General features: G+C 65.6%; 10 protein-coding genes, 1 pseudogene and 1 riboswitch. Of the genes and pseudogenes, 9 read left to right on the top strand and 2 right to left on the bottom strand.

The annotated features are described in order from the left end of the window. Positions 1–56: 56 nt before the first annotated feature. Both FCN77_RS22590 and FCN77_RS22585 read right to left on the bottom strand, forming a co-directional pair. Positions 57–449, bottom strand: a complete 393-nt coding sequence (locus FCN77_RS22590; protein WP_175417359.1) for a VOC family protein — start codon at positions 447–449, stop codon at positions 57–59. A 176-nt stretch (positions 450–625) separates the two neighbouring features. Beyond that, positions 626–1,072, bottom strand: coding sequence for a hypothetical protein (locus tag FCN77_RS22585; RefSeq protein WP_137324080.1), 447 nt, complete (start codon positions 1,070–1,072; stop codon positions 626–628). A gap of 353 nt (positions 1,073–1,425) precedes the next feature. Then, a riboswitch (glycine riboswitch) is annotated at positions 1,426–1,523 on the top strand. Between the two features lie 160 nt (positions 1,524–1,683). On the opposite strand from FCN77_RS22585, the gene gcvP reads away from it, so the two are divergent. From gcvP to FCN77_RS22540, 9 genes and pseudogenes are all read left to right on the top strand, one after another. Then, on the top strand, positions 1,684–4,605 hold the full coding sequence (gene gcvP / locus FCN77_RS22580) for an aminomethyl-transferring glycine dehydrogenase (RefSeq protein ID WP_137324079.1): 2,922 nt from the start codon (positions 1,684–1,686) through the stop codon (positions 4,603–4,605). Positions 4,606–4,614: 9 nt separating this feature from the next. Further along, positions 4,615–5,766, top strand: a complete 1,152-nt coding sequence (gcvT, locus tag FCN77_RS22575) for a glycine cleavage system aminomethyltransferase GcvT (protein ID WP_137324078.1) — start codon at positions 4,615–4,617, stop codon at positions 5,764–5,766. Between the two features lie 179 nt (positions 5,767–5,945). Continuing rightward, entirely contained in the window at positions 5,946–6,329 is a 384-nt protein-coding gene (gcvH, locus tag FCN77_RS22570) for a glycine cleavage system protein GcvH (RefSeq protein WP_137324077.1), read from the top strand. After that, on the top strand, positions 6,326–7,651 hold the full coding sequence (gene glyA, locus FCN77_RS22565; RefSeq protein ID WP_137324076.1) for a serine hydroxymethyltransferase: 1,326 nt from the start codon (positions 6,326–6,328) through the stop codon (positions 7,649–7,651). Before gcvH ends, glyA begins: the two co-directional genes overlap by 4 nt. 299 nt (positions 7,652–7,950) lie before the next feature. After that, positions 7,951–9,348, top strand: a complete 1,398-nt coding sequence (locus tag FCN77_RS22560; protein WP_137324075.1) for an L-serine ammonia-lyase — start codon at positions 7,951–7,953, stop codon at positions 9,346–9,348. A 67-nt stretch (positions 9,349–9,415) separates the two neighbouring features. After that, complete coding sequence (gene lipA, locus FCN77_RS22555) at positions 9,416–10,423, top strand: lipoyl synthase (RefSeq protein WP_137324074.1); 1,008 nt, start codon at positions 9,416–9,418, stop codon at positions 10,421–10,423. Between the two features lie 38 nt (positions 10,424–10,461). After that, the gene (locus FCN77_RS22550; protein ID WP_137324073.1) at positions 10,462–11,292 is read left to right on the top strand and encodes a methylenetetrahydrofolate reductase; all 831 of its coding nucleotides are present in this window, start codon (positions 10,462–10,464) and stop codon (positions 11,290–11,292) included. Next, on the top strand, positions 11,282–12,757 hold the full coding sequence (cycA, locus tag FCN77_RS22545; RefSeq protein ID WP_137324072.1) for a D-serine/D-alanine/glycine transporter: 1,476 nt from the start codon (positions 11,282–11,284) through the stop codon (positions 12,755–12,757). Before FCN77_RS22550 ends, cycA begins: the two co-directional genes overlap by 11 nt. After that, positions 12,754–12,975, top strand: a pseudogene (locus FCN77_RS22540) (hypothetical protein); the annotation flags it as partial. The gene cycA and the pseudogene FCN77_RS22540, both read left to right, overlap by 4 nt. Between the last annotated feature and the right edge of the window lie 2 nt (positions 12,976–12,977).

Genomic DNA, 12,977 nt, shown 5'->3' with positions numbered 1-12,977 from the left:
CCACCAGTCTGTCAACGTCTGGAAATGCAGCTGTAGGGTCGAACGTCCCGAAACAATCACCGGCCAGCCGGCTGGAAGAGCTCGACCACGTTGCCGGCCGGATCTTCCAGCAGGATCTGCTGGCCGCCCGGACCGGTGACGATGTCGTTCCGGAAGGTGAGGCCCGCCGCGCGCAGCCGCTCCACCTCGGCCGCGATATCGCCCACGATGAGGTGGATGCGGTTCCATCCGCCCGGCGACGGCACCGTGCCATCCGGCATTGGCCGGCCCGCCGAACTGCTGGGCCCGCTCAGCAAAAGCCGCAGCTGGCCGCAGGCGACGTCGGCGAACGCCGGTGCGGCGCTCATCCGGAGGGTGAATCCGAGGTGCTTTGTGTAGAAGTCGATCGCCGCATCGACATCGTCCACCATGTATCGGACGCTGACCATGTCCGTAGGGTCGTTGGGCATTTCTAGCTCCTTTCCGAACTCGTTTGGCAGTACTCGATTGCGTGCAGCAAAAACTGGATCCGCGTGTTCAGTTCTTCCGCCGTTGAGCGCTACGGCTATTGAGCTCAGGTGCATCCCGAGGGCAGCTATGGCCGCTGTGGACCTGTAGCGGCCGCTGCTGCCCTTTGGCATGTTTATTATTGGTGCTGAAGCCCGGTGTCGGCCGGTGTGGCGAGCGTTATTTCTGTGTTGATAATGACGGCGGAGCACTGGAATTGCGCACTGCAGGTTTGCAGGTAGACCGAAGCTGCGGCGGCACCTTCGTTGAACGCCATCACATTTGGAACTACTCGTATGGTGACTGTTTGGGCCTGCTTGGTGCAGCTGAGCTGAAAGTTTCCGGCGCCGCCGGCGATCCGTCCGTCGCTGACTCTTTGGGTCAGTTGGACCACGGGTATTGCGATGGTCAGGGCGGGGTCGGTGTCGCACATGAAGGTGACGGGAACATCCACCGCGGCGCCCTTGGCGACGAGGATTCCCGGTCCCGCGCTCACGAGCGTGGCGGGGGCTGCTTGTGCGGGGGCGGCCATGGTCACGAGGGTAGTGGCAAGAGCGGCGGCGAGGCAGCTTCTGGTGCCTAACATCAGGTTCTCCCTTGAATGGAAGCGTGGCGTCCTGTGTTCCGCATTGTCGGCCAGTGCGGTGACTGGGCGTCTTAAATGTACGGGGCGTAGCCCCTGACGGCAGCGCCGTTCCGGGCGCCGCCAGATGCGGCCGAAAGTCCGGTTGGCCGTAGATTACTAACTACCTGCCTGTGTGACAATAGCGATTTCCAAAGCGTGCAGGAAACAAGGCAGCCCTCAGCGCGGACTTTCGCCGGACCAGCGGAGAATGCCGCCTGGCGGCAGGAAACACCCGGCCATGTGACGCAAATTTTGCATCCGGCCCGAACAGCAGATAAAGTGTGAGCCGTGTCACCCACCAGTGGCACAGCTTATGATCTGCGGCGGGAGAGTCCTGCCGGTACGTTCAGCAGGCGCCGTAGGAGCAAATCCTCCCCAGGAATCTCTCAGGCCCACGTACCGCCGCGGCAAGGCAACTCTGGAAAGCAGTCCGGGAAACCGGGCTCACCGACGGTGCAAGTGGCGCGCTGCTAAACAGCAGGCAAAGCGGAAACTCTCAGGTCCAATACAGAGCGGGGAGGAACCCGAATCATCGTGGCACTCCAGTGCCACCTGAATTATGGAGTTCCTCAATGACGATCCAGTCGTCCCCGTCCACATTTGCAGACCGCCATATCGGCGCCCGACGCCAAACAGACATCGACACCATGCTCAAGGCCGTCGGCTACGACAGCGTCGACGGTCTTGTTGACAACGCGGTCCCCGATTCCATCCGCCAGGAAAAGCCGCTTAGCCTGGACAGCGCACTCAGCGAAGTTGAGGTGCTGGCCGGGCTGCGCAAGCTGGCTTCCAAGAACCGCACGGCCGTGCAGATGATCGGCCAAGGCTACTACGACACTGTCACGCCGCCGGTGATCCGCCGCAACATCCTTGAAGCCCCCGCCTGGTACACGGCCTACACGCCGTACCAGCCCGAGATTTCCCAGGGCCGGCTCGAGGCACTGCTGAACTTCCAGACCATGGTCCAGGACCTCACCGCACTGCCGGTAGCCAATGCGTCCCTCCTCGACGAGGCCACCGCCGTCGCCGAAGCCGTGCTGCTGATGCGCAGGGCCAATAAGACCGCAGGTCAGAAATCAGGGGCCCGCGAGGGCAAAACCGTCCTTGACGCCGACTGCCTCCCGCAGACCATCGCCATCGTGCAGGGCCGGGCCGAAGCCTTGGGTTTCGAGGTTGAGGTCGCGGACCTGTCCCAGGGACTTCCCGACGGCGACATCAACGGCGTCGTACTCCAGCAGCCCGGCGTATCCGGCCGGGTATGGGACCAGTCCGCCGTGATCGCCGCGGCTAAAGACCGCGGCGCACTGGTCACCGTTGCCGCCGACCTCCTGGCACTGACCCTGATCACCCCGCCGGGCGAGCAGGGGGCCGACGTCGCCGTCGGATCCACGCAGCGCCTGGGCGTGCCGCTGTTCTTCGGCGGCCCGCACGCGGCCTACATGGCCGTGCGTGACGGCATGGAACGCACCCTCCCGGGACGCATCGTCGGCGTCTCCAAGGACAACGCCGGCGTTCCCGCCTACCGCCTGGCCCTGCAGACCCGCGAGCAGCACATCCGCCGCGAAAAGGCCACCTCCAACATCTGCACCGCGCAGGCATTGCTGGCCATCGTCTCGTCGATGTACGCCGTCTACCACGGCCCCGACGGGCTGAAGGCCATCGCCGAGACCGTCCACAACAACGCCCGGGCCCTCGCCGCCACTCTCAAGGTCGCCGGCCGGGAACTGGTGAGCGACTCCTTCTTCGACACCATCACGGTCCGCGTGCCCGGGAAGGCCCGGAAGGTCCTTACCGCTGCCGAGGCCCGGGGCATCAACCTGCGTTTCATCGATGCGGACACGGTTGGCGTGTCAGTCGATGAGACGACGACGGCGGAGGTCCTCTCCGCGGTGGTCGTCGCCTTTGGCGCGGGTCCGGTGGTGGACGCGCAAGGCTTCGAACTACCCGACGCGGTGCTGCGTTCCTCCGATTTCCTGCAGCACCCGGTCTTCAACAAGCACCGCTCCGAGACCCAGCTGCTCCGGTACATCCGCAAGCTCTCGGACAGGGACCTGGCCCTGGACCGCACCATGATCCCGCTGGGTTCCTGCACCATGAAGCTGAACGCCACGGCCGAGATGGAAGCCATCTCCTGGCCCGAGTTCGCCTCCATCCACCCTTTTGCCCCGGACTCCCAGACCGAGGGCTGGCGTGAGCTGATCGGAGGCCTGGAAGCTGACCTCGCCGAAATCACCGGTTACGACCAGGTGTCCATCCAGCCGAACGCCGGCTCCCAGGGTGAGCTCGCCGGCCTGCTGGCCATCCGCGGCTACCACCACTCCCGCGGGGAGCAGCAGCGCAACGTCTGCCTGATCCCGGCCTCGGCGCACGGCACGAACGCTGCGTCCGCTGTCCTGGCGGGCATGAAGGTGGTTGTGGTGGCCACGGCGGCCGACGGCACGATCGACCATGCCGACCTCAATGCCAAGATCGAGCTGCACAAGGACGCCCTGTCTGCCATCATGATCACCTACCCGTCCACCCACGGCGTGTACGACGCCGACGTCCGCGAGGTGTGTGACTCGGTGCATGCGGCAGGCGGCCAGGTCTATGTGGACGGCGCCAACCTCAACGCACTGGTGGGCCTGGCCCAGCCCGGTAAGTTCGGCGGCGACGTCTCGCACCTGAACCTGCACAAGACCTTCTGCATCCCGCACGGCGGCGGCGGTCCCGGCGTGGGCCCGGTGGCTGCCAAGGCGCACCTGGCGCCGTTCATGCCGGGCGACGCCAACAAGGCCGCACACGAGGCTGGCGCTATCGAACCAGGAACTGGTGCTGCGATCTCGGCTTCGCGCTTCGGGTCCGCCGGTGTGCTGCCGATCTCCTGGGCCTACGTGAAGCTCATGGGCGGCCAGGGGCTGACCGAGGCCACCAAGTCGGCGCTGCTCGCGGCGAACTACGTCGCGTCCCGCCTGAATGAGTTTTACCCCGTCCTCTACACCGGCGAAGGCGGACTCGTGGCGCACGAGTGCATCCTGGACCTGCGTCAACTGACGGCCAGGACCGACGTGACCGCGGAGGATGTAGCCAAGCGCCTCATCGACTTCGGCTTCCACGCACCCACCCTGGCCTTCCCGGTTGCGGGCACGCTGATGGTGGAGCCGACGGAGTCCGAGGACCTCGCGGAGATCGACCGTTTCATCGAAGCGATGATCACCATCCACGCTGAGATTGAACAGGTGGCCGCCGGTGACTTCACGCTGGAGAACTCCCCGCTGCGCAACGCCCCGCACACCGCTGCCGCCGTCGTCTCCTCCGACTGGGCCCGCGAGTACCCGCGCGAGCAGGCTGCCTTCCCCGTGCACACCCTCCGGCAGGACAAGTACTTCCCGCCGGTCGGCCGCATCGACGGCGCGGCAGGGGACCGCAACCTGGTCTGCTCCTGCCCGCCCCTCGAAGCGTTCGAGGACAACATAGAGGCTTTCGAAGACAACACAGTCGAGTTTGAAAACTAAGGATTCCTGATGACTGAGAACTACACCGCGCTCTACGAGCAGCACAAAAAAGCCGGCGCCTCCTTCACCGACTTCGGCGGGTGGCAGATGCCGCTGAAGTACTCCTCCGAACTGGCCGAGCACCACGCCGTGCGCAACGCCGCCGGCCTGTTCGACCTCTCGCACATGGGTGAAGTCTGGGTCACCGGCCCGGACTCTGCAGCCTTCCTGGACTACGCCCTGGCCGGCAAGCTGTCGGCGGTCGCCGTCGGCAAGGCCAAATACTCGCTGATCTGCCAGGAAGATGGCGGCATCATCGATGACCTGATCACGTACCGCCTCCCCGCGGCTGCGGATGGAACAGAGAAGTACCTGGTGGTGCCCAACGCCGGCAATGCCGTGGTGGTCGCCGCAGCGTTGGCCGAAAGGGCCGCTTCCGGCAAAGAGGGAAGCTTCGACGTAAAGGTGGACGACGTGTCTGCCGAGACGTCCCTGATCGCCGTTCAGGGCCCCAACGCAGAGGCCATTCTGCTGACGCTGGTCCCGGCCGAGCAGCACTCGCTGGTCACGGAGCTCAAGTACTACGCGGCGGTCGAGGTCGAAATTAACGGTCAGGATTTGCTGCTGGCCCGCACGGGGTACACCGGCGAAGACGGCTTCGAGATCTACGTACCGAACCAGGACGCAGCCGGCCTGTGGGAGGCATTGCTCGAAACCGGTGCCGGGCACGGGCTCATCCCCGCCGGCCTGGCCTGCCGCGACTCGCTGCGCCTGGAAGCCGGCATGCCGCTCTACGGCAACGAGCTGTCCCGCGGCGGCAACCCCTACGCAGCAGGCCTGGGCCCGGTTGTCTCGCTCGCCAAGGAATCGGACTTCATCGGCAAGGCAGCCCTGAGCGCACTGAAGGCAGCCGGCGCCGGTTCCACCACCGGCCGCAAGCTCGTCGGGCTCAAAGGCCTGGGACGCAGAGCCGGCCGGGGCCACTACCCGGTCCTCAAGGACGGCAACGTTGTTGGCGAAGTGACGTCCGGCCAGCCGAGCCCCACCCTGGGTTACCCGGTGGCCATGGCATATGTCGACGTCGAGTTCACCGAACCCGGCACCGCCCTGGACATCGACCTGCGCGGCAAGGCGGAGCCATTCGAAGTCGTCCCACTGCCTTTCTACAAGCGCTCGAAGTAGGTTTCTCGGGGTTGGGTTCGGACCGGCAGACCGGACTTTTCACGCGTGCTGCTCCTTCGTCGCTTTGACGCACGCTTTCGAAAAGCCCGGCTCTGCCGGCCCTCGGACGCTCTATCACCTTTCGCAGGTTTTAGGCCGACGCTCTCTCACTTTTCACACACCAACTGAAGGAAACACAAATGGCAAAAGTAGTTGCTGAACTGAAGTACTCCGCCGAGCACGAGTGGGTTGCTGGTGACGGGTCGGGCCCTGCGGGGATTGGAATTTCGGCCGTGGCCGCCGATGCCCTGGGTGACATCGTGTACGTTGACCTGCCCGAGGTCGGCTCGGCCGTGACCGCGGGGGAGGCGTGCGGCGAGGTGGAGTCCACCAAGTCCGTCTCGGACCTGTACGCCCCTGTAACGGGCGAAGTGGTGGAGATCAATGACGACGTCGTTTCCGATCCGGCGCTGATCAACAGCGATCCCTACGGCGCCGGCTGGCTTTTCAAGGTGGCCGTGACCGAAGAAGGTCCGCTCATGTCAGCTGAAGAGTACGCGTCCAAGAACGGCGGCGAGCTGTGAGCGGGGCAGGTGCCGCAACGGCAGCCTTTGAGCAGGTAGTCTCCCCGAGCCTGGATGCGGAGCTGTCCGTGCTGGATCCGGAGATCGCGGCGAAGATCGATGACGAGCTCGCCCGCCAGCGTACGGGCCTGGAGATGATCGCCTCGGAGAACCACACCGCCGCGGCGGTGATGCAGGCGCAGGGTTCGGTGCTGACCAACAAGTACGCCGAGGGTTACCCGGGGAAGCGCTATTACGGCGGCTGCGAGCACGTTGACGTGATCGAGCAGCTCGCGATTGACCGGGTGAAGGCCCTGTTCGGCGCGGAGTTCGCGAACGTGCAGCCGCACTCCGGCGCGCAGGCCAACGCCTCGGTGATGCATGCCCTGATCAGGCCCGGCGACACGATCATGGGCCTGAACCTGGCGCACGGCGGGCACCTGACGCACGGGATGCGGATCAACTTCTCCGGCCGGCTCTACAAGGTCATCCCGTATCAGGTCCGGGAAGAGGACCACCGGATCGACATGGCCGAGGTCGAACGCCTGGCCCTGGAGCACAGGCCGGCGCTGATCGTTGCCGGCTGGTCCGCGTACGCCCGGCAGCTGGACTTCGCCGAGTTCCGCCGGATCGCGGATTCGGTGGGCGCGTACCTGATGGTGGACATGGCGCACTTCGCCGGGCTCGTCGCCGCCGGGTTGCACCCCTCCCCGGTGCCGTACGCCCACGTGACCACCTCCACCACGCACAAGACCCTGGCCGGTCCGCGCGGCGGCATCATCCTGACCAACGACGCCGAGATCGCCAAGAAGATCAACTCGGCGGTGTTCCCGGGCCAGCAGGGCGGGCCGCTGGAGCACGTGATCGCGGGCAAGGCCGTGGCGTTCAAGATCGCCGCGTCCGAAGAGTTCAAGGAACGCCAGGAACGTGTCCTCGCCGGTGCCCGGATCCTCGCCGGGCGCCTGGTCCAGCCGGACGTCACCGCCAAGGGGATCAGCGTGATCTCCGGCGGCACCGACGTGCACCTGGTCCTGGTGGATTTGCGCAACTGCGAGCTCAACGGGCAGGAAGCCGAGGACCGCCTCGCGGAAATCGACATCACGGTCAACCGCAACGCTGTGCCGTTCGACCCGCGCCCGCCGATGGTCACCTCGGGGCTGCGGATCGGCACCCCGGCGCTGGCCACCCGCGGTTTCGGCGAGGCCGCCTTCGCCGAGGTCGCGGACATCATCGCCGAGGCCCTGATCGCCGACGCCGGCGCGGACTTCTCCGGCCTGCGCTCCCGGGTGGAGGCCCTCGCCGAAGCCCACCCGCTCTACCCGGGCGTAGCGAACCTCAGCTGAGTGCCTCGTAGCGGCTGGGTCCGCCCCGGCGGACCGGACTTTTCACGCGTGCTGGCTCGTTCCTCGCCTCTGACGCACGCTTTCGAAAAGCCCGGCTCCGCCGACGCTCGCGGTTCCCTTACCCTTTCGCGAAGGGCACCTCCGAGGGGGTGGGGCATCCGGCAGCATGCTCCCCACCGACCCCCTAACCTCGCAAGCTCGGTCAGGGAACCCGGACGGCGTGGGCCCAAGGCATGCAGAGGATGTCCCGCCACCTCCTCACCCAACCCGACCACCTTTTCACTCGTAAGGAAACGCGCATGGCTGTTGGAGTTTTTGACCTGTTCTCGATCGGGATCGGGCCGTCCAGCTCGCACACGGTAGGTCCGATGCGGGCCGCCGCCGTCTTTGCCGAGGAACTCAAATCCCTTGGCAAGCTGGCGGGCGTCGCGTCGCTGCGGGTGGACCTGTACGGCTCACTGGCCGCTACGGGCCACGGTCACGGCACCATGACCGCCATCCTGCTCGGCCTGGAAGGCTTCCACCCCGAGAAGATCCTCCCTGAGCAGGTGGAGGACAGGCTCGCGGCCATCGCCGAAACGGGCACCATGCAGCTGGCCGGGTCCGTCCCGTTGCCCTACGGGGTCAAGGACATGGTCCTGCGCCCGCTGACCATCCTGCCGCGGCACACCAACGGCATGACCTTCAGCGTCTCCGACGCCGGCGGCGAAGTCCTGCACAGCGCCACCTTCTTCTCCGTGGGCGGCGGCTTCATCGTCCGCGAAGGCGAAGAGGACGCGGCGTTGCAGGAACTCGAGGAGTCCAAGAAGGAACTGCCGCTGCCGTTCAGGACCGCCGCGGAACTGCTCAAGCACTGCCAGAACACGTCGTTGAGCATCAGCGAGGTTATGCGGATCAATGAAGAAGACAGCCGTTCGGAAGAAGAGATCCGGGAGGGCCTGCTGCATATCTACTCGGTGATGGAGGGCTGCGTGGATGTCAGCCTCAAGCGTGAGGGGCTGCTGCCCGGCGGGCTGAAGGTCCGCCGTCGTGCGCCGGACTGGCACGAGCGGCTCCTGAAGGAGGACAAGGACCGGGACCCGAAGTACTGGCAGGAATGGGTGAACCTGATCGCCCTGGCAGTCAATGAGGAGAATGCCTCGGGCGGACGCGTGGTCACCGCCCCGACAAACGGCGCCGCCGGGATCATCCCGGCCGTCCTCTACTACGCGCTGCATTTCGCTCCCGGCATGGATAAGGCCACCCAGCAGGACCGCGACGACGTCGTGGTCAAGTTCCTGCTGACCGCCGCCGCCATCGGGGTGCTGTACAAGGAACAGGCCTCGATTTCCGGTGCGGAGGTTGGTTGCCAGGGCGAGGTGGGCTCGGCATCGTCGATGGCCGCCGCCGGACTGGCCGAAGTGATGGGCGGCACCCCTCAGCAGGTGGAAAACGCCGCGGAAATCGCGATGGAGCACAACCTGGGCCTGACCTGCGACCCGATCGGCGGGCTGGTGCAGATCCCCTGCATCGAGCGAAACGCCATCGCGGCCGCCAAAGCCATCAACGCGGCCAAGATGGCGCTCTGGGGCGACGGAACGCACCGCGTCTCCCTCGACGAGGTGATCGTGACCATGCGCGAAACAGGCAGGGACATGAGCTCCAAGTACAAGGAAACCGCCACGGGCGGCCTCGCCGTCAACGTGGTGGAGTGCTGACCGGCCGGTCCGCTCCAGCACCAATTACTGCCGGGGAACCGGCGCACGCACAAACGGAAAGAGAACAATGACACTGGCACCAGAAGGCCGGAAGATGCTGCGCATTGAGCGGCGCAATGCGGCCACACCGGTGGAACGTAAGCCGGAGTGGATCAAGGCCAAGGTCCAGATGGGCCCGGAGTTCGTCCAGCTCAAGAACCTCGTCAAGAAGGAAGGCCTCCACACCGTGTGTGAGGAGGCTGGCTGCCCCAACATCTTCGAATGCTGGGAAGACAAGGAAGCCACGTTCCTGATCGGCGGCTCCGAGTGCACCCGGCGCTGCGATTTCTGCCAGATCGACACGGGCAAGCCCTCCCCGGTGGACGTGTTCGAACCCACCAAAGTGGCCCGCTCGGTGCAGGCCATGCAGCTGCGCTACGCCACCGTGACCGGTGTGGCCCGTGACGACCTCGCCGACGAGGGCGTCTGGCTCTACGCCGAAACGGTCCGCAAGATCCACGAGCTGAACCCGGGCACCGGTGTGGAACTGCTGATCCCGGACTTCTCCGGCAAGCCCGAGCACATCGAGGCGATCTGCGACTCCAAGCCCGAGGTCTTCGCGCACAACGTCGAGACCGTGCCGCGGATCTTCAAGCGCATCCGTCCCGCGTTCCGCTACGACCGCTCCCTGGACGTCATCACCCAGGGCCGGAAGCTGGGCATGGTCACCAAGTCCAACCTGATCCTGGGCATGGGCGAGACCCGCGAGGAAATCTCCGACGCGCTCCGGGACCTGCACGAGGCCGGCTGCGACCTGATCACCATCACCCAGTACCTCCGCCCGTCCGAACGGCACCTTCCGGTGGACCGCTGGGTCAAGCCGCAGGAATTCGTGGACCTCGCCACCGAGGCCGAGGAAATCGGCTTCCTCGGCGTCATGTCCGGGCCCTTGGTCCGCTCCTCCTACCGCGCCGGCCGGCTCTGGGCCACCGCGATGCGCAAGAAGGGCCGGGAAATCCCCGCGGAACTCTCGCACATCGAAAGCTCCGGCAGCACCCGCCAGGAAGCCAGCTCCCTCATCGCGGCCACAGCCTGACTTTCCAGACCCACCACCCTGATGTTCAGAGAGGACCAATGATGTTCCCCGTCAGAATTGAGATCATCCCTTCGGAGGGAATCGTTGAGCGGGTCAAGGCCTCGGTGCCCTTGACCACCACGCTCACCGTGACGTGCCTGCCCCACCACGGCATCGAGCGGACCATGCGCACCGCGGTGCAGCTGAGCATTCTCGGCTACTCCGTCGTCCCGCACCTCGCGGCGCGGAGCCTGCACAGTCGTGCCGATCTCACCGGAATCCTCCGCGACTGCAACGTTGCCGGCATCGGCGAAGTGTTTGTGATTGGCGGAGACCGGAAGCAGCCGGCAGGCCCGTACGGGTCCGCGCTTCCGGTGCTGGAAGACATCGCGCAATACTCCGGAGGCGCGATGCGGGCAGGCGTTGCGGGCTACCCGGAGGGCCACCCCGCGATTGGGCCGGTGGATCTGCTGGACGCCCTGCTGGCCAAGCAGCACCTGGCCACGCACGTGGTCACACAGATGTGCTTCTCCGCACCGAAAATCCTTGATTACGCGGCGCTCCTGCGCCGCGAAGGCGTGGGTCTGCCCGTCTGGGCCGGGGTGGCGGGGTCCGTTCCGCGGACCAAGCTGGTCTCCCTGGCGACGCAGATCGGCGTCGGAAGCTCCCTGAAATTCCTGAGCCGCAAGGGCCCGCTGGCCCGCAAACTCCTGAGCGGCGACCGCTACTCGCCGCAAAACCTGGTGTCATCGCTCGAGAGCCAGCCCGGCACCATCGCGGGCATCCATCTGTACAGCTTCAACAATCTGGACGCGGTCCCTGCTGAGCCGGACCCGGCGTCCAACCCCGCAGCAGCCGTTTCCACCCGAGGAGCAGCACATGTCAACTAAAACTTCCATCTCCCAGCAAACGCCGCATCTTGAACGGCAGCTCAGCAACCGGCACATCCAGCTGATCGCCATTGGCGGCGCAATCGGCACCGGCCTGTTCATGGGTTCGGGCAAAACCATCTCCGCGGCAGGGCCCTCCGTCATCTTCGTCTACATGATCATCGGCTTCATGCTGTTCTTCGTCATGCGGGCCATGGGCGAACTGCTGCTGAGCAACCTGAACTACAAATCCTTCAGCGATTTCGCGGCGGACCTCCTCGGCCCCTGGGCCGGTTTCTTCACCGGCTGGACCTACTGGTTCTGCTGGGTGATCACCGGGATCGCGGACGTGATCGCCATTGCCGGCTATTCGAAGGAACTCTGGCCAGGGCTGCCGCTGTGGATCCCGGGCCTGGCCACCGTGGCTATCCTGCTGCTCCTGAACCTCACCACGGTGAAGGCGTTCGGGGAGACGGAGTTCTGGTTTGCGCTGATCAAGATCATCGCCATCGCGGCACTGATCGTGGTGGGCCTGTTCATGATTTTCACCGGGTTCCAGTCCGACGCCGGCCCGGCCACCTTCACGAACCTGTGGAGCCACGGCGGATTCTTCCCGAACGAGTTCATGGGATTTGTGGCCGGGTTCCAGATCGCCGTGTTCGCCTTTGTGGGCATTGAACTGGTGGGCACCACGGCCGCGGAGGCCAAGGACCCGGAGAAGAACCTGCCCAAGGCCATCAACTCCATTCCCATCCGTGTGCTGCTCTTCTACGTGGGCGCCCTCATCATCCTGATGTCCGTCACCCCGTGGACCCAGTTCCAGGCGGGCCACAGCCCGTTCATCGCCATGTTCTCCCTGGCCGGCCTGGGCGCCGCCGCCACCGTGGTGAACCTGGTGGTGCTCAGCTCGGCCATGTCCTCCGCCAACTCCGGCATCTACTCCACCTCGCGCATGGTGTACGGGCTGGCCCAAGAGGGTGACGCGCCCTCCGTTTTCGGCGGCCTGTCGAGCCGCAAGGTCCCGCAGAATGCCCTGTTCCTTTCCTGTGTCCTGCTGCTCTCCGGCGTGGTGCTGATGTACGCGGGGCAGGACATCGGGAAGGCTTTCGACATGGTGACCACCGTGTCGGCCGTCTGCTTCGTTTTCGTGTGGTCCATCATCCTGGCCAGCTACCTGGCGTTCCGCCGGCGCCGCCCGCAGCTGCACAAGGCGTCCAAGTACCGGATGCCCGGCGGCGTCCCCATGGTCTGGGTGGTCTTCGCGTTCTTCGCCTTCGTCCTGTGGGCGCTGACCACGCAGCCGGACACGCTGCTGGCGCTTCTTGCCACGCCGGTGTGGTTCCTCCTGCTCGGCGCCGCCTGGCTGGTGCTGCGCCGGCGCCCGGCCCACCTGGCCCGTTATGCGACGTTCCAGACGGAGCTGGCGCAGGATATGGATACCGAGGCATCGGCCATCGGGCGGGACCTCGACGGGGCGAAGAAATGAGCGCGCTTGTGAATGACACGCAGACTCTTGAGGCGCACGCCCTTGCCCCTGAACGAGGTGCGTCGACGGCGGAACCTGCCGCCGCCGTCGAGCACGTCCTCACTGTCGACTGTGCCGAGGCTCCTGGTATCGTCCACGCGATCTCGGGATTCCTGCACAACCACGGCTGCGACATCCTCGACATCAAACAGTACGGGGACAAGGGGCACGGACACTTTGC

It is taken from the genome of Arthrobacter sp. 24S4-2, assembly GCF_005280255.1.
Lineage (GTDB): Bacteria > Actinomycetota > Actinomycetes > Actinomycetales > Micrococcaceae > Arthrobacter.
The sequence above is the reverse complement of the archived record's forward strand: the minus strand, read 5'-3'. Positions and strand labels throughout refer to the sequence as shown.